The organism is Quadrisphaera sp. INWT6 (assembly GCF_015390235.1).
Taxonomy (GTDB): Bacteria; Actinomycetota; Actinomycetes; order Actinomycetales; family Quadrisphaeraceae; genus Quadrisphaera.
Window position 1 is genome coordinate 1 of record NZ_VUOH01000005.1, and the last position, 16,627, is coordinate 16,627.

14 protein-coding genes, 2 pseudogenes and 1 riboswitch are annotated in these 16,627 nt (G+C 77.1%); of the genes and pseudogenes, 9 read left to right on the forward strand and 7 right to left on the reverse strand.

Annotated features, from left to right (window positions below; all coding sequences use genetic code 11):
• A pseudogene (locus F1641_RS14930) lies at positions 1-369 on the forward strand (hypothetical protein); the annotation flags it as partial.
• A 127-nt stretch (positions 370-496) separates the two neighbouring features.
• Positions 497-1,486, forward strand: coding sequence for a hypothetical protein (locus tag F1641_RS21875; RefSeq protein ID WP_255514878.1), 990 nt, complete (start codon positions 497-499; stop codon positions 1,484-1,486).
• 89 nt (positions 1,487-1,575) lie between these two features.
• Here the strand turns inward: F1641_RS21875 and F1641_RS23970 are convergent.
• Positions 1,576-2,046 (reverse strand): annotated as a pseudogene (locus F1641_RS23970) (flavin reductase family protein); the annotation flags it as partial.
• Between the two features lie 9 nt (positions 2,047-2,055).
• A riboswitch (SAM riboswitch) is annotated at positions 2,056-2,155 on the reverse strand.
• Between the two features lie 69 nt (positions 2,156-2,224).
• Between F1641_RS23970 and F1641_RS21880 the strand changes: the two are divergent.
• From F1641_RS21880 to F1641_RS14960, 6 genes are all read left to right on the forward strand, one after another.
• A complete protein-coding gene (locus tag F1641_RS21880; protein WP_255514879.1) occupies positions 2,225-2,512 on the forward strand; it encodes a hypothetical protein in 288 nt (95 codons plus the stop codon).
• A complete protein-coding gene (locus F1641_RS14940) occupies positions 2,509-3,567 on the forward strand; it encodes a putative sulfate exporter family transporter (RefSeq protein ID WP_309225633.1) in 1,059 nt (352 codons plus the stop codon). The genes F1641_RS21880 and F1641_RS14940 overlap by 4 nt, the downstream gene beginning before the upstream one ends.
• A gap of 162 nt (positions 3,568-3,729) precedes the next feature.
• Positions 3,730-5,361 (forward strand): SpoIIE family protein phosphatase, encoded by a 1,632-nt coding sequence (locus F1641_RS23400; protein WP_194906983.1) that lies wholly within the window; start codon positions 3,730-3,732, stop codon positions 5,359-5,361.
• A gap of 154 nt (positions 5,362-5,515) precedes the next feature.
• Positions 5,516-5,836 carry a BatC protein gene (locus F1641_RS14950; protein WP_194906984.1) on the forward strand — a complete coding sequence of 107 codons (321 nt, stop codon included), beginning with the start codon at positions 5,516-5,518 and terminating at the stop codon, positions 5,834-5,836.
• A gap of 1 nt (position 5,837) precedes the next feature.
• Positions 5,838-7,157, forward strand: a complete 1,320-nt coding sequence (locus F1641_RS14955; protein ID WP_194906986.1) for a JmjC domain-containing protein — start codon at positions 5,838-5,840, stop codon at positions 7,155-7,157.
• Positions 7,158-7,267: 110 nt separating this feature from the next.
• Complete coding sequence (locus tag F1641_RS14960) at positions 7,268-8,182, forward strand: sucrase ferredoxin (protein WP_194906988.1); 915 nt, start codon at positions 7,268-7,270, stop codon at positions 8,180-8,182.
• Between the two features lie 346 nt (positions 8,183-8,528).
• Here F1641_RS14960 and F1641_RS14965 read toward each other — a convergent pair whose 3' ends face one another.
• The 6 genes from F1641_RS14965 to F1641_RS14990 form a co-directional block, all read right to left on the reverse strand.
• A complete protein-coding gene (locus tag F1641_RS14965) occupies positions 8,529-9,410 on the reverse strand; it encodes an aldo/keto reductase (protein ID WP_194906989.1) in 882 nt (293 codons plus the stop codon).
• A 44-nt stretch (positions 9,411-9,454) separates the two neighbouring features.
• A complete protein-coding gene (locus F1641_RS14970; RefSeq protein WP_194906990.1) occupies positions 9,455-10,360 on the reverse strand; it encodes an LLM class flavin-dependent oxidoreductase in 906 nt (301 codons plus the stop codon).
• A 105-nt stretch (positions 10,361-10,465) separates the two neighbouring features.
• The gene (locus F1641_RS23975; protein ID WP_194906992.1) at positions 10,466-11,284 is read right to left on the reverse strand and encodes a cold shock domain-containing protein; all 819 of its coding nucleotides are present in this window, start codon (positions 11,282-11,284) and stop codon (positions 10,466-10,468) included.
• Between the two features lie 116 nt (positions 11,285-11,400).
• Positions 11,401-12,939, reverse strand: coding sequence for an aldehyde dehydrogenase family protein (locus F1641_RS14980; protein ID WP_194906995.1), 1,539 nt, complete (start codon positions 12,937-12,939; stop codon positions 11,401-11,403).
• Entirely contained in the window at positions 12,936-14,366 is a 1,431-nt protein-coding gene (locus tag F1641_RS14985; protein WP_194906997.1) for a VOC family protein, read from the reverse strand. The genes F1641_RS14980 and F1641_RS14985 overlap by 4 nt, the downstream gene beginning before the upstream one ends.
• A 43-nt stretch (positions 14,367-14,409) precedes the next feature.
• Positions 14,410-15,639, reverse strand: coding sequence for an FAD-binding oxidoreductase (locus tag F1641_RS14990; RefSeq protein WP_309225634.1), 1,230 nt, complete (start codon positions 15,637-15,639; stop codon positions 14,410-14,412).
• 71 nt (positions 15,640-15,710) lie between these two features.
• Between F1641_RS14990 and F1641_RS14995 the strand changes: the two genes are divergently transcribed.
• Entirely contained in the window at positions 15,711-16,619 is a 909-nt protein-coding gene (locus tag F1641_RS14995; RefSeq protein ID WP_194907001.1) for a LysR family transcriptional regulator, read from the forward strand.
• The last annotated feature ends 8 nt before the right edge of the window (positions 16,620-16,627 follow it).

Below are 16,627 nucleotides of genomic sequence, written 5' to 3' on the forward strand. Positions count from 1 at the left end.
GTGCTGCAGGCCCGCGCCGAGGCCGACCGCGAGCGGACCGCGGCCCGCGCCGAGCGCGACCGCCTCGCCCAGGAGGTCGCCGAGCTGACCCGCCAGCGCGAGGCCGCCGCCGCCGAGCTCGGGCAGCTGTCGGGCATCGTCGACGCCCTGGCCGTGCCCGGTCGCCGCTCCACCAGCCAGCCCCTGCAGCCCCTGCAGCCGGTCGACGCCTCCCGCGTGCGGGCCACGGCGCCGGTCGTCCCCGCGGCCCGACCCGTGTGCGCCAGCACGACCTGGCCGGCTCCGACGACGAGTGGCTGCGCCGCCCCCGCTGACACCCCGGGGCCGTCCTGGCGCCGTCCTGGCGCTGGCGGTCCGCGGCCCCGCTGACCGCTCGCGCGGGTGGGAAGTCCCCCGAGCCGGGGACCCTCCGCCCGCGCGCGGTCGCGTCCCGGTGCACCAGACTGCTGCCGACCGCAGCCGACCGGGCCGCGAGCCCGCCGCCACCGGAGGCACCATGTCCGACCCCGGACCGTTCCGCTCCGTCCTGCGCGGGTACGACCCCGCCCAGGTCGACCGCCACGTGACCGACCTGGCCGCCGCCCTGGAGGAGGAGCGCGCCGCCTCCGCGGACCTCGCGTTCCAGGTCCGGGCCCTCGAGCAGAGCCTGGCCGAGCGGGCCGCCGAGGACGCCGCGCAGCTGGTCAGCCCGGAGGCGACCGCCCCCAGCTACGCCGACCTCGGCCACCGCGTGGCGCAGATCCTCTCGCTGACCGAGGAGGAGGCGCTCGACCTCCTCGCCCGCGCGCACGCCGACGCCGAGGCGCTGCGCGGCGAGGCCGACGCCCGCGCGAGGCTCGTGCGCGCCGACGCCGACCGGTACGACGAGGCGGTGCGCTCGGACGCCCGCGCCGAGGCCGAGCGGGTCCTGGCGGACGCGCGCCGGCGCGCCGAGGACCTCGTGGACGCCGCCGAGCGCGAGGCCGCGGCGCTGCGCGAGGAGTCGGCCGCAGCCTGGGAGGACGCCCGGGCGCGCTCCGCCCAGGCCGCCACCGACTTCGAGCTCGCGCTGGCCACCCGTCGCCACCGCACGGAGGTGGAGGCCCAGGAGCTGCACCGCGAGCGCACCGAGGAGCTGGAGCGCGTGGAGCGGCTCGTGGCGCAGGCCCGCGACCGCGCCGACGCCGCCGACGCGGAGGCCGCGGCCCGGGCCGAGCAGGTGCTCTCCGACGCCCGCCGCGAGGCCGACGAGCTGGTGGTGGACGCCCGCGACCGCGCCGCCGCGGTGCGCGCGGAGTCGGACCGCGAGCTCGCCGCCGCCACGGCCCGGCGCGACAGCATCAACGCCCAGCTGGCCAACGTGCGCCAGATGCTCGCCACGCTGTCCGGCGGGTCGTCCGCGCCGGCGGGCTCGGTCCCGGTGACGGGCCTGGAGGACGACGGCACCGGCGACTTCGACGTCGACCTGGAGACCGTGCAGCGGGAGCGCACCGCGCAGCAGGCCTGAGCGCCCTCGCCGTCAGCCGCCCCGGACCGCTCGAGCGGTCCGGGGCGGCTGACGATCAGGACTCCGCGTTGCACCAGGCGGGGGTACGCGCGGGCGTGGTGCACCAGCGGGGTGCCCCCGGCCACGTCGGTCACCTCGGGACGCACCAGGAGCAGCACGCTGTCACCGGCGTCGACGACGGCGTGGAACGGGCCGGCGAGCCGCGCCACCGCGCCGTGGAGGCGCGGGAGGCCGGTCTCGTCCCACTCCCAGGAGCCGTCGTCGGGGAAGCGCCCGGCCGCCGGGGCCGCGAAGCGCCGCGCGAGGTGCTCCTGCGAGTCCGAGAGCAGGTGCACGGCGGCGCGGCCCTCCTGCAGCAGCGCGTCAAGGCTGGAGGAGGTGCGGGAGACGTTGAACGACAGCAGCGGCGGGCACACCGACACCGAGGCCACCGAGATCGCGGTGAAGCCCACGGGGCGCTCCGGGGAGCGGGTGGTCACCACCCAGGCGCTCGAGGCCACGGTCCGGAAGGCCCCCGGCAGGTCGACGACGGGTGCGGGGCGCGCAGCGGTCACGGTCACAACTCATCTCCTCCATCGGTCCTGGCGGGAGCACCTGCCGTCCCGACGGTGCGGGGGCTGGTTGCTGCGGCGTCGACGAGCCAGGTCTCTCGGCCGCTCTGGATGGTCGGGGCGATCGTGTCCCGGCGCGCGGCCCGTGTCAACGCGGAGGCACCGGGCGGGCGTCTAGCGTGTCGGCGTGCACCCCCTGCTCCTCGGCGTCGCGTCGCTGGTCGTCCTGGGCGCCGTCGCGGGGGTCGCCGGGCTGCTGCTGGCCCGCGGCCGGCGCGGTCCCGCCGCGTCCACCGCGGTCCTCGTCGGCGTCGTCGCCACCTTCGCGGGGGCCTTCACCGGCTACTTCCTGGGCGCCAAGGGCGGCGGGGGCGCGTTCCTCACCGGCCCGGCGTGGGCCGGTGCCGCCGCGGGCGCTGTCCTCGCCGTCGTGCTGCTGCTCTCGGTGCTGAGCCGGCGCCGACCGCGGGCGTGACCGCCCCGACGGCGCGGGGCGCGGCCGCGTCCGCCCGCCACCTGGCTCCGGGCCTGCTCGCCGCCGCCGTCGCCACCGCCGTCGCCTTCACCGCCTCCCGCCTCGTGCCGGGCCTGGGGCCGACCACGGTCGCCGTCGTCCTGGGGCTGCTCGTCGCGAACGCCGGCCTCCAGCGCCCGGCGCTGGCCCCCGGCACCGCCTTCGCGAGCCGGCGGCTGCTGCGGACGGCCGTCGTGCTGCTGGGCCTGCAGCTGCCCCTGTCGGCGCTAGTCGCCCTCGGGTGGGAGGGCCTGGCGGTGGTGGTCGGCGTCGTCGTCGCCACCTTCGCGGGCACGCTGCTGCTCGGCCGGGCCCTGGGCGTCTCCCCCGCGCGGTCGCTGCTGGTCTCCACCGGCTTCTCGATCTGCGGGGCGTCGGCGATCGCGGCCGTGGAGCCGCTGTCGAAGGCGCGCAAGGACGACGTGTCCACCGCCGTCGCCCTCGTGACGCTGTGCGGGAGCCTGGCGATCCTGGTGCTCCCGCCGCTGCGCGGGCCCCTCGGGCTCGACCCGGTGGCGTTCGGCGCCTGGACGGGCGCGAGCGTGCACGACGTCGGGCAGGTGGTCGCGACCGCCAGCCGCGTCGACGGCGCCCTGCAGACCGCCGTGGTGGTCAAGCTGGCGCGCGTGGCGGTGCTCGCGCCGCTGGTGGCGGTGGTCGGGCTGGCGGCCCGCCGCGCCGCGCTGCGCTCCAGTGCCGACGGGGACGACGGGGACGACGGGGACGCCGGCGCCGGCCCGGCCGCGGGTCGGCGCACGCCCCTGCTGCCGCTGTTCGTGGTCGGCTTCCTCGTGGCCGCTGGGGTGAGGACGGCGGGCGTGCTGCCCGCCGGGGCGCTGGAGGCCGCGCAGCTCGTGCAGACCGTGCTGCTGGTGGCGGCGCTGTACGCGCTCGGCACCGGCATCCGGCTGGGCGTGCTGGTGCGCACGGGCGGGCGGTCCCTCGTGCTCGGGCTCACCTCGTGGGTGCTCGTGGCCGGCCTCGCGTACGCCGGGGTGCGCCTGCTCGGCCTGTGACCCGCGGCCCGGCAGCCACCGGGGAGCCACCGGGGAGCCGCCGGGGAGCCGCCGGGGAGCCGCCGGGGAGCCGCCGGGGAGCCGCCGGGGAGCGGGAGGGACGCACCCGGACAGCTCCCAGGGTGCTCCCGGGGAGTCCCCGCGCCGTGGTTCGATCGCTGCGTGGTGGCACGTCAGAGCCGCGGGGCCCGCGACGGCGGGGGCCCGGCGCTCATCCCCGAGGAGTGGTGGCAGCGCGCCGTCGCGGCGCACCCCGACCCGGTCGCCGTCCTGGGCCCGGGGTGGGAGGTGCTCTGGGTCAGCGACGCCGCCGCGACCGCGAGCGGTGTCGACGCCGAGGCCGTGCTCGGGCTGGTGCTGTGGGACGCGGTGCCCGGCACCTCGACCAGCCGCGAGCCCCTGCTGCGCGCCGCGCGCACCGGCCTGACCTCCACCTGGGAGGCGCGCATCGGCGGCCCGCGCTGGTACGAGCTGCAGGCGGTGCCGGTCGACGGGCTCGTGCTCGTCATCGCCCGCGACGCCGACCGGCGCCGGGCCGCGGCCGCCGAGCGCGAGGCGCTGCTCGAGCGCACCCGCACCCTCCTGGAGGTGTCCACCGCCCTGGCCGCGGCGCGCACGCTCGACGAGGTCGCCGCGACGGTGGTCGAGGTGGCCACCGAGCACCTGGGGGCCGACTACGCCGGGCTCTCGGTGCTCGAGCCGGTGGCCCGGCGGGTGCGCACGATCGCCAGGGCCCAGCTGCGGCCCGACGTCGAGCAGGCCTGGGCCGACCTGCCCCTGGACCACCCCGGTCCGGCGCCGTGGGTCTGCCGCACGGGGCGCGAGCTGGTCTTCGACGACCTCACCGCGGTGCGCGCCGCCTTCCCGGAGGTGGCTGAGCGCGTGGAGCGCTCCGGGCTGCGCTCGGGCGCCGTGGTGCCGCTGGTGGCCGAGGGCGCCGTCGTCGGGTCGCTGACGGTGGGGTGGGCCGCCGAGCACCCCGTCGAGCCCGAGCTCGACGTGGTCAGGGCGTTCGCCGCGTACACGGCTCAGGCGGTGCGGCGCGCGGTGCTGCTCGCCGACCGGACCAGCGCGGCCGAGGTGCTCCAGCGGGCGCTGCTGGAGCCGCTGCCCAGCTGCCCCGGGGTCGAGCTGGCAGCCCGGTACCTGCCCGCGGCCCGCGGTGACCACGTGGGTGGCGACTGGCACGACGCCGTCCCGCTCGACGGCGGCCGCCTGGCCCTGGTGGTCGGCGACGCCGCCGGGCACGACGTCGCCGCGGCGGCGGTCATGGGCCGCGTCAGCGGGAGCCTCCGCTCGTTCCTCCTCGCCGTGGACGGGCCGCCCTCGCGCACCCTGCACGCCGTCGACGCCGTCATGGCGCGCCCGGGGCGGTCGGCGCCCACGAGCGCCGTCGTCGGCGTCCTCAGCCCTCCGCGGCCCGACGGGGTGCGGGCCTGGCGATGGTCGAACGCCGGCCACCCCCCGGCGCTGCTGGTGCTGCCCGACGGGCGGGCCACCGCCCTGGCGCGCACCCCTGAGCTGCTGCTCGGGGTGGAGGACCACGCGGAGCGCTCCGACCACGTCGTGCCGGTGCCCCCGGGGGCGGTGCTGCTGCTGCACACCGACGGCCTGGTCGAGCGCCGCGACCTCGACCTCGACCAGGGCCTGCAGCGCCTGCAGGCGCTCCTCGGCCCCCTGGTGGTCGAGCACGCCAGCGCGCCGCTGGAGGACCTGCTCGACGCGGTGCTGGCGGCGTGCCTGCCCGAGCGGCCCGAGGACGACGTGGTGCTGCTGGCGGCGCGCACGTCCTGAGCGGCACCCCCGGGACGGCACGGGGGCAGCGGTCGCGGGGCCGGACGGGGCCGTGCACGATGGCGGCGCACCTCTGGGCGTCCGGCTCCGCCGGGTCCGTCCGTCCGTCAGACCCCGGTCCCGCCGTGCGGGCCGGCCGCGAGCAGGAGGCCCCATGTCCCTCAGCGACGACGACATCACCACGACGACGGGTGCGGCGGGTGCCGGCGGCGACGCCGACGCCGGCGACTCCGACGCCACCCAGGTCGACCCCTCCGGCTCCGACCCCGCGGGCGTGGACCCGGCCGGCGGCTCGGGCGGCGACGCCGACGCCGGCGACTCCGACAGCACCCAGGTCGACCCCTCCGGCTCCGACCCGGCCGGCGTGGACCCGGCCGGCGGCTCCGGCGGCGACGCCGACGCCGGCGACTCCGACAGCACCCAGGTCGACCCCTCCGGCTCCGACCCGGCCGGCGTGGACCCGGCGAACAGCTGACGTGACGGCTGAGCTCGAGCGCGAGCTGGCGGCCCCGGTCCCCTCGGGGACCGGGGCCGGCCCGTCGCCGCTCGCCCGCTGCTTCGAGACGACGCCGGAGCGCTTCGCCGCCGAGCAGTGGAACCGCACGCCGCTGCTGGTGCGGGCCGCCGACCGCGCGTCGTCACCGGCGCGCGGCTTCGACGACCTCCTCTCCCCCGCCGACGTCGACGCGCTGCTGGGCCCGCGCGGCCTGCGCACGCCGTTCTTCGCCATGGTCAAGGACGGCGTCAGCCTGCCGCGCTCGAGCTACACGCGGTCCGCCAACGCGGGCAACCAGCGCCTGGGCGACATGCCCGACCCCGACGGCATCGCGAAGAACCACGCCGAGGGCGCGACCATCGTGCTCAACGCGCTGCACCGCGTGTGGCCGGCCCTGGGGGTCTTCTGCCGCGACCTCGCCGCCGAGCTGGGCTGCCAGACGCAGACCAACGTCTACGTCACCCCGCCCGGCGCGCAGGGCTTCAAGCCCCACCACGACACCCACGACGTGCTGGTGCTGCAGGTCGACGGCCGCAAGCACTGGACCATCCACCCGCCGGCGGTCGAGCTGCCGCTGCGCACCCAGCCGAGCAAGGACCTGGGCCCCGACCCGGTGGGCGGGCGCGAGCCCCTCATCGACACGGTGCTGGAGCCGGGCGACGCGCTGTACCTGCCGCGCGGGTACCTGCACTCGGCGCAGACCACCGACGACCGCTCCATCCACCTCACGGTGGGCCTGCTGGCCACCACCTGGCAGGACGTCCTCACGGACCTCCTCACCAGTGCCGGGAAGGGCGGTGGCGAGGACTCCCTCGCGCTGCGCCGCGCCCTGCCGCTGCCCGTGGAGGCCGAGGGGCCGACGGGCCTGGAGACCGACGTCGCCGCCTTCCGGCGCGCGGCGCTCGCGTGGCTGGAGCAGCTCGACGACACCGCCGTCGAGCGCGTGGTCGCCGCGCGCCGTCGTCAGGCGGTGCCGCTGGAGCCCGTGGGCCCGCTCTCACAGGACCGGGCGGCCCGTTCCCTGGGGGCCGACGAGGCCGTGCGCCCGCGGGTCGGGCTGCACACGCGCGTCCGGACCGCCGGCGAGCGCGTGGAGCTCCTCGTCGGGCAGCGCACCGTGAGCTTCCCCGGGTGGGTGGAGCCCGCGCTCCGCGCGGCGCTGGCGGGCCCGTCCTCGCCGTCGTCGGTGGCGGGCTCGGGTGTCGCGATCGACCTCGACGACGCGCAGGTGCTGCTGCGGCGCCTGCTGCGCGAGCGGGTGCTCGTGCCCGCCAGCGGCTCCGCGGAGGGGCTGAGCTGACGTCCGACCAGCCGGGTGAGCTCCTCGCGACGTCCTACGCGCCCGAGGGGCTCACCCCCGCTGACCGCCGCTACTCCTGCGCCGCGGAGTCGCAGCTGCGGTCGGAGCCGGTGCTGGGGACCGCCAGCCCCACCCGCGGCTACCTGCTGGTGGAGGAGCCCGGCCCGTGGGGCCCCGGCGGCGTGCCCACCTCGCGGCTCGGCGACGCAGCGACCGCCGCGCTCAAGGAAGCCGCGACGGGGATGGGCGCCAAGCTGCTGCTGGTGCGCCGGCCCGGGACGAGCGTGCTGCGCGCCGGGCCGTCGAACGCCCCCGGCTTCGACGACCAGCGCGTCCTCATGCGGGTGTCCGTGCGGCGCGGTCGCGAGCGGGTGCTCGCGCGGAGCTGTGCGGCCGCCGACGTCGTCGAGACCGCCCGCTCGCGCGAGGGGTGGCACGACCTCGACACCTCCGACGGCGGCCCGCTGCTCGTGTGCACCCACGGCCGCAAGGACTGGTGCTGCGCCCGCCGCGGCCGGCCGCTGGCCGCGGCGCTGGCCGAGCTCGCGCCCCAGCGGGTGTGGGAGTGCTCCCACCTGGGCGGAGACCGGTTCGCCGCCAACCTGCTGTCGCTGCCGACGGGCTGGACGTACGGCCGGGTCGACGTCGACGACGCCGCCTCGGTGGTCGCGGAGACCGCCGCAGGACGGGTGGTGCCGTCGCTGCTGCGCGGTCGCAGCTGCGACGCGATGGTGGTCCAGGCGGCGGACGTGCTGGCCCGCCAGGAGCTGGGCGTCACCGGGGCGGCGGACCTGGTGCCGGTGTCGGCGGCGCGTGAGGGCGAGGACGGCGACGCGCCGTGGCGGGTGGTCTTCGACGGCGCCGGCAGCACCTCCAGCACCGGGAGCACCGGCAGCGCTGGCGCCGGCCGTCTGGCGGTGCGGGTGCACCAGCGGCACGTCGAGAGCCCGCAGCGCCTGACGTGCGGCGCCGCTGCGGAGCAGCACGCCCGCACCTGGCAGCTGCTGGACCTCTCCCCCGCCTGACGGGCTGGCAGGACCGGGGGGCTCCGTCCTCGACCCCCCTCGACTGGCGCAGGGTGGCCCCGCGCCACTCCCACTGGTGCAGGGCCACCCCGCGACACCTCCGTGGTGGCGCAGTTCCGCCCAGCGCCCGCACGGCGGGGCAGCTCCAGCGACCGGGGTCGAACGGGGCAGGAGACGCCCCCTCCCGCAAGGTGGGTGGATCTGCGCCAGTCCGGGACTGGCGCAGGGTGGCCCTGCGCCACTCCTCCTGGTGCAGGGCCACCCTGCGCCAACGGGGGAACCGGCACGCGACGAGGGCCGCCCCCACCTCGCGGTGGGAGCGGCCCTCGTCAGCGGTCGAGCCCCGTCAGCTGGGGACGTAGTCGAAGGTCTCGGGGTTCGGGCCCGTGCGGCCGGCCTCGCCCTTGTCGAGGGCGGAGATGGCGGCGATGTCGGAGTCGGCCAGCTCGAAGTCGAAGATCTCGAAGTTGGCCTGCATGCGCTCGGTGGTCACCGACTTCGGGAAGACGATGTCACCGCGCTCGACGTGCCAGCGCAGCGTGACCTGCGCGGTCGACTTGCCGACGCGCTCGGCGACCTCGGAGATGGTCGGGTCGTCCAGGACCTTGCCCTGGGCGATCGGCGACCACGCCTCGGTGGCGATCTGGTGCTCGGCGCCGTACTCGCGGACCTCGGAGTTGGTGAAGTAGGGGTGCACCTCGACCTGGTTCACGGCCGGGGTGACCTCGGTCTCGCGGGCGAGGCGGCGCAGCTGGTGCGGCGTGAAGTTGGAGACGCCGATGGAGCGGGCGCGGCCCTCGCGGTAGAACTCCTCGAGCACGCGCCAGGTGGCGGGGAAGTCGCCGTCGTACAGCGTCGGCAGCGGCCAGTGGATGAGGAACAGGTCGACCTGCTCCATCCCCAGCTTGCTCAGCGTCTCCTCGAAGGCCTTCCGCGCGTCGTCGGGGCGGTGGAAGCCGTTGTTGAGCTTGCTGGTGATGAAGAACTCGTCGCGGTCGATCCCGGAGGCGCGCACGGCCTCGCCGACGCCCTCCTCGTTGCCGTACATCTCGGCGGTGTCGATGTGGCGGTAGCCGATCTCGATGGCGCGCCCGGTCACCTCGGCGGTGTCCTCCGGCGGCACCTGGAACACGCCGAACCCCAGCTGCGGGATGGTCCGGCCGTCGTTCAGCGCGATCGTCGGGACGGCCGTCGACGTCTGCGTGGTCTTCTGCGTCGTGTCGCTCACGACTGCTCCAGTACCCCGTCGCCGGAGATCCACACCTGTCCGGGTCAGACGTCTGACCCGCGGTGCTCGACGATCCGGGCGACCGCGCCGGCGAGCCTGACGACGTCGAGGGCGTCGCTCCCGTCACCGACCGGCTGGAGGACGACGGACGTCGCTCCGGCCTCCCCGTAGGCGCGCACCAGCGCGGTCACCTCGTCGGGCTCCCCCACCAGGGGCGTGGCGGGACGGTGGTTGCCCCACCCGTCGGCCTCGACGTCGATGCGCTCGCGAGCCCCCTCACCCACGGCGGACGGCACGAAGACGACGACGCGGAAGGAGGCGTCACCGCCCCGCCCCGTGTGGGCGACCGAGGCCTCGACCTCCTCCGGCGACGGTCCGGCGTCGAGGACGACGCCGTCACCGTGCTCACCGGCCAGCGCCAGCGTCTTCGGGCCCCGGGCGCCCACCAGCAGCGGGGGCGCCACCAGCGGCGGGTGGTCGAGCTGCACCCCGTCAAGGTGCACGTAGCGGCCGTCGACGTCGACGCGCTCCCCGCGCAGCAGCGGCTGCAGCGCCTGGAGGTGCTCGCGGAGCAGGGTCATGGGCGAGGCCTCGCGGGCGCCGACCTGCCCCATCCAGTCGAGGACCCCGTGCCCGACGCCGGGCAGGAACCGCCCTGGGAAGGCGCGGGCGAGCGCACCCACCTCCATGGCCGTCAGCGCGGCGTTGCGCAGCGGCACGGGCATGAGACCCAGGCCCACCGAGATCCGCGAGGTCCATGCCAGGGCGAGCGCCGACGAGGTCAGCCCGCCGGCCCAGAAGCAGTCCTCCCAGAGCCACAGCTCGTGCGCGCCAGCCTCCTCGGCGGTGGTGGCGTGCTCGCGCAGCGCCTCCGGCGGCTGCTGGGGGCGGACGACGACGCCGACCGCGGGGCCGTTGCCGGGACCGTCCTGGGGGGCTCGTGCGCTCACCACGGTCCCACCCTGCCAGCACGCGGCCCGGCCGGCACCAGGCGACCGGTGGGACGACGGAGGCCCCGACCGCCGGAGCGGTCGGGGCCTCGTCAGTGCGTCAGGTCAGATGGCCTGGACGGTGTCGGCCTGCGGGCCGCGCTGGCCCTGGCTGGCCTGGAACTCCACGCGCTGGCCCTCGGTCAGCTCGCGGTAGCCGCCCTGCTCGGCGATGGCCGAGTAGTGGACGAAGACGTCCGGGCCGCCGTCGTCGGGCTCGAGGAAGCCGAAGCCCTTCTCGGCGTTGAACCACTTCACGGTCGCCTGGCCCTCGGCCACGATCGGGCCGCCGCCGCCGCGGGGGCGCTCGCCGCCGCCACGGGGCTCGCGCGGGGCGCGGGCAGCCGGGGCCGGGGCAGCGCCGATGGCCTGCACCCAGTCGGCCTGGGGGCCGCGCTGGCCCGGGCTCGCCTCGAACTCGACGGGCTGGCCCTCGGCCAGCTCGCGGTAGCCGCCGTTGTCGGCGATCGCCGAGAAGTGCACGAAGACGTCGGGGCCGCCGTCGGACGGCTCGATGAAGCCGAAGCCCTTCTCCGCGTTGAACCACTTCACGGTGCCCTCGCCAGCGGCGCCGCCGCTGCGCTGGGGAGCCGGAGCGGCGGAGCGACCGCCGCCGAAGCCGCCGTCACGGCCGCCGCGGCCGGCGTCACGGCCGCCACCGCGGGGGGCCACGGGGGCGCCGCCCAGGGGCTGCACGTCCTCGGCCTGGGGACCGCGCTGGCCGCGGCCCTCGTTGAAGTCGACCCGCTGGCCCTCGTCGAGGGAGCGGAACCCGCCGCTTGCGATCGCCGTGAAGTGGACGAACAGGTCAGGCCCGCCGTCGTCCGGCTCGATGAAGCCGAAACCCTTCTCCGCGTTGAACCACTTCACTACGCCCTGGGGCATCCCACAGTCTCCGTCATCTTCGTGTACGTATCCGGCGCGCTGGTAGTACCGGCGGCGCCACCCACCAGTGTGACACCGATCGGGCTCGCTGCACACCACCTGGTGGGGGCGGGTTCTCAGCCGAACTCGACGCCCTGCGCCAGGGGCAGCTGGCCGGAGGCGTTGACGGTGTTGGTGGCGCGCCGCATGTAGGCCTGCCAGGAGTCGGTCCCGGACTCGCGCCCGCCGCCCGTCTCCTTCTCGCCGCCGAAGGCGCCGCCGATCTCCGCGCCCGACGTCCCGATGTTGACGTTGGCGATGCCGCAGTCCGAGCCGCCGGCCGACAGGAAGCGCTCGGCCTCCTCCAGGTCGCGCGTGAACACCGCGCTGCTCAGCCCCTGGCGCACGCCGTTGTTGAGGGCGACCGCCTCGTCGAAGGCGTCGTAGGTGAGCACGTAGACGATCGGCGCGAAGGTCTCCTCCTGCACGACGGCGCTCTGCGCGGGCATGCGCACCACGGCGGGCTCGACGTAGTAGGCCCCCGGGGCCTCGTCGGCGAGCACGCGCCGCCCGCCCGCGACGACCTCGCCGCCCTCGGCCACGGCCTGCTCCAGCGCCGCCTGCTGCGCCTCGTAGGCGGCCTTCGAGACCAGGGGGCCGACGAGCACGCCGGAGGCGGTGGGGCTGCCGATCGGCAGGCCCTCGTAGGTGGCGGCGATCCGCTTGACCAGGTCGTCGGCGATCGAGCGGTGCACGACCAGCCGGCGCAGGGTGGTGCAGCGCTGCCCGGCGGTGCCGGCGGCGGCGAAGACGATGCCGCGCAGCGCCAGGTCGAGGTCCGCCGAGGGCGCCACGACGGCGGCGTTGTTGCCGCCCAGCTCCAGCAGCACCCGGCCGAAGCGGGCGGCCACGCGCGGGGCCACCTCGCGACCCATGCGCACCGAGCCGGTGGCGGAGACGAGGGCGACGCGCTCGTCGTCGACCAGCGCCTGACCTGCGGTGCGGTCGGCGAGGACCACGCCGTGCAGCCCCTCGGGGGCCCCGACCTCGCGCGCGGCGCGGGCCAGCAGGGCGTCGGTGCCGAGGGCGCACAGGTGGGCGGTCTCGGCGGGCTTCCACACCACGGTGTCGCCGCAGACCAGCGCGAGGGCGGTGTTCCAGGCGTAGACGGCCACCGGGAAGTTGAAGGCGCTGATGACGCCGACGACGCCGAGCGGGTGCCAGGTCTCGGCCAGGCGGTGGCCCGGGCGCTCCGAGGGGAGGGTCCTGCCGAACAGCTGGCGGCTCTGGCCGACGGCCAGGTCGCAGATGTCGATCATCTCCTGGACCTCGCCGAGCGCCTCGGAGCGGATCTTGCCGACCTCGGCCTGCACCAGGGTGGCCAGGTGCTCCTTGTGCTCGGTCAGCAGCTCGCCCCAGCGCTTCACCAGCTGGCCGCGCACCGGGGCGGGCACGTCGCGCCACGCCGGGAAGGCGGCGGCGGCGGTGGCCACCGCGGCGTCGACGTCGGCGGCGGTGTGCTCGGGGGTGTTCGCGAGGACCTCGCCGGTGATCGGCGAGCGGCACTCGTGGGAGCCCTCGAGCAGGGTGCGGTCGACGCCGAGCGCGTCGAGGGCGGCGGCGACGTCGGCGGCGAGCGCGCCGGCGGCGGGGATGGTTCCGGTCAGAGCGGTCATGCGGGGTTCCTCGAGTCGTCAGGGGCGTGCAGGGTCAGGGGCGTGCGCAGCTGGGCGGACAGCGCGTCCAGCGAGCGCTGCATCTGGTCGGTGGCCAGCGCGACCGGGTCGAGCACGGGCCGCCCGAGGACCGCCGAGAGCCGCTCGGCGTCGTACGCGGCACCTCCGGCGTCCTCGTCCTTGGTGCCGGCGCCGGAGAGGTTGGACTGGAAGATCCCCGCCGCGCTGCGCGGCAGGAAGTCCTCGTAGACCACCGGGTCGACGACGACGGCGCCCGCCGCCACCAGCTCCGCCACCGAGGTCAGGCCGTCAGCGCGGGACCGGTCGACCAGGCGCACCTCGCCGCAGGCCAGGCCCGCGACGACCATCTCGGCCTCGGTGCGCGGCAGGTGCTCGCGCCACACCTCGCGGGCCACGTCGACGCGGGTGCGCGGGTCTCCGGCGGCGCGGCGCGCGTCGACCTCGGCGGTGAGCCGGTCGTACAGGTCGCGCCCGGCGGCGGTCAGCGCGACCCCCCGCTGCTCGACCTCGCCGAACCGCACCCGCAGCGAGCCGGTGACCACCGAGCCGTCGGCCTCGCGGAAGGTCCGCTCCTCGGCCAGGGCCCGGAAGGAGGTCTGGCGCAGGAGGACGTCGGGGCCCTCCCAGGCGGGCGGGCCCTGCACCTCGTCGATCATCGCGATGCCGCGCTCGGACATGCGGCGGTAGAGGTCGTCGATGTCGAGCACGCGCGGCGTCAGGTGGTTGATGTGCGTCGCAGGCACCCCGCCGATGTCGGCCGCGACCGCCGAGATGCGCTCGAGGTGGGCGTACCAGGCGCGGTCGACGGGCTCGGTCGACAGGCGGAACGCGTCGGTGGCCAGCCGCAGCAGCTGCTCCGCCTCGTCCTGCGGCAGCCCGCCCTCGGCGGCGGCGCGGTCGGCCAGGGCCAGCAGCTCGGGGCCGAAGAGGCGCCGCTCCTCGACGAAGCGCTCCAGGCGCTCGCGGGTGGGGGCGTCGAAGAAGCGCGCGTCGTCCACGGCGAGCACCGACGTGAACACCCGGAACGGGTTCGCGGCCAGCTCCGCCGGGTCCGCGGGGCGGAACGCGGTGGAGACCACCGGCACCGAGGAGGCTGAGGCGTCGCGCAGGTCGTAGAAGCCCACCGGGTGCATGCCGAAGGCGGCGAACACCCGGCCCACCTGCTCCAGCTCTCGCTCGGAGCCGACGCGGATGGCGCCGTGCCGCTCCGCCGTCACCCGCTCGAGCGAGCCGTAGCGACCCACCTCCACGCCCTGCTGCGACAGCGCGGCGGCCACGTCGGCGTTCACCGCGCGGCTGACCTCCACGAGCGTCGTGTACGCCGGCACCTCCGCGCCGTACATCTCCGCGAGCGCCACCGCGAAGCGCGCGCGCAGCTCCGTCGCGCGCACCAGCACCGCCGTCATCGCCGTCCCCCTCCGCCGCTCCCCTGACCCGTCAGCCAGCCCATCAGATGATGTGCACCTCCTGCAGCAGGGGTGCTGCGGACCGGGGCGCGAAGCGCTCCGCGCTGAACGGGGCGACGTCGACCAGGGGCTCCCGGCCGAGCACCAGGTCGCGCACCACCTCCCCGACGGCGGGCGCCTGCAGGAACCCGTGGCCCGAGAAGCCGGTGGCGTAGACCAGCCCCGCGACCTCGCGCGAGGCGCCGATGAGGGCGTTGTGGTCGGGGGTGTTCTCGTACAGGCCCGCCCAGCCACGGCGCAGCGGCAGCCCGACCAGGCCCGGCGCCACCTCGGCTGCGGCGGCGTCGAAGGCCGCGACCCAGGAGTCGTCGTAGTCGCGGCCGAAGCCGGGCGCCTGGGCCGGGTCGGAGATGCCGAGGAGGAGGCCGTCGGGCGAGCCGTGCACGTAGAAGGTGGTCGACAGGTCGAGGGTGAAGGGCAGCGGCCGCCCGCCCGCGCCGACGGAGCCCCGGGCACCGCCGGGGGCGTCCGCGAAGGCGATCTGACGACGCACGGGCTCGACGGGGAGGTCGACGCCGGCCAGGGCGCCGACCCGGGCCGACCACGCCCCGGTCGCGACGACCAGGTGCTCGCAGCGCACCTCGCACTCGGGCCCGCCGGGGCCGCCCGCGCGGTACCTCACGGCGGTGACGCGCGCGCCGGCGCCGTCGTCGTGCACCTCGACGCCCGTCACCTCCGCGCCCTCCACCACGCGGGCGCCCCGCTCGGCGGCGGAGGCGGCCCACGCGGCGACCACGCGGCCCGGCTCGGCGTACCCGTCGCGGGGCGAGAACGAGGCCGCCACCAGCGCGGACGGGTCCAGGTGGGGGTTCAGCTCGGCCGCGCGGGCGGGGCTGACGACGTCGACCTCCGCCCCCATCGAGCGCTGGAGCGCCGTGCTGGCCTCGACGGCGAGGGCCTGCCCGTGGGTGCGGGCGCAGAAGAGGTAGCCGACGCGCGCGAGCCCGATGCCGCCGGGCACCGCCTCGTGCAGGGCGGCGTACCGCTCCAGGCCGCGCAGGCCGAGGGCGATGTTGCCGGGGTCGGAGAAGGTGCCCCGCACCCCGCCGAAGGGCTTGGCGGAGGAGCCGCGCCCGAGCCGGTCGCGCTCCAGGAGGAGGACGTCGGCGCCGGCGCGCGCCAGCTCGTCAGCGGCGGCGAGCCCCATGACGCCGCCACCGACCACGACCACCTGGGCCGACGGCGGCGTCGGCCCCTCCCGGAGGGGTTCCACCGCGCCACTGTGCACCCGCAGAGCCATCAGGCACCATCGACGGTCTCTGGGGTCTGTCGTCAGGAGGTCTGATGGGTTGGACGCTCGAACAGCTGCGCACGCTGGCCGCCCTCGCCGACGGCGGCACCATGGCGGCCGCCGCCGCCGAGCTGGGCTTCACCCCGGGCGCGGTGTCCCAGCAGATGGCGGCGCTGGCCGCCGCCGCGGGGCGCCCCCTGCTCGTGCGCGTCGGCCGCCGGGTGGAGCTCACCGACGACGGGCTGCTCCTCCTCGCGGGCGCGCGCGAGGTGCTGGCGGCCGACGAGCGCGCCCGCTCCGCGCTCGCGGCGCCGCGGGCCGACCGCCGCGCCGTCGTCACCCTCGGCGTCTTCGGGTCCGCGGGCAGCGCGGGCTTCGGACCCACCGCGGCGCTGCTGGCCGCGCGGGCGCCGTGGGTCGACGTGCGCGCGGTCGAGGTCGACGTCGAGCGGGCGCTGGACGCCGTGGCGGGCCTCGACGTCGTCCTCGGCCTGGACCACCCCGACTCCCCCGCTCCCCCGGTGGCCGGGGTGGTGGTCACCGAGCTGCTGCGCGAGGAGTACGCGGTGGTCGGCCGGGCCGGGTCCCTGCCGTCGGACCCCGACCGCCTGCGGGAGGTCCTGGGCGAGGCCGACTGGGTGCTCCCGCCCCTCGACACGGCCTTCGGGCGCGCGGCGCGCACGGCCTGCGGCCGCGCCGGCGTGGCCCCCGTGGTGCGGCACACCGTCACCGACACGGCCGTCGCCCTGGCGCTGGCGGAGTCCGGAGCCGGCGTCACGCTGGCGACCCCGCTCATGCGGGCGCTGCGCCCGACGTCGTGCGACGTGCGGCCGCTGCCCGACCCCTCCGGCGGCCTGCAGCGCCGCGTGGTGGCGCTGGCCCGGGCGACCGCGGCCGAGCGCGAGGCCGTGGCGCTCGTGCTCACCGCCCTGCGCGAGGTCTTCCGCCGCGATCAGGGGTAGGAGGGGGT

Excerpts from the sequence above, each read along its gene's own strand:
- F1641_RS21875 (WP_255514878.1), top strand. The coding sequence starts at position 497 with ATGTCCGACCCCGGACCGTTCCGCTCCGTCCTGCGCGGGTACGACCCC.
- F1641_RS14950 (WP_194906984.1), top strand. The coding sequence starts at position 5,516 with ATGTCCCTCAGCGACGACGACATCACCACGACGACGGGTGCGGCGGGT.
- F1641_RS23975 (WP_194906992.1), bottom strand. The coding sequence starts at position 11,284 with ATGCCCCAGGGCGTAGTGAAGTGGTTCAACGCGGAGAAGGGTTTCGGC.
- F1641_RS14980 (WP_194906995.1), bottom strand. The coding sequence starts at position 12,939 with ATGACCGCTCTGACCGGAACCATCCCCGCCGCCGGCGCGCTCGCCGCC.
- F1641_RS14985 (WP_194906997.1), bottom strand. The coding sequence starts at position 14,366 with ATGACGGCGGTGCTGGTGCGCGCGACGGAGCTGCGCGCGCGCTTCGCG.
- F1641_RS14995 (WP_194907001.1), top strand. The coding sequence starts at position 15,711 with ATGGGTTGGACGCTCGAACAGCTGCGCACGCTGGCCGCCCTCGCCGAC.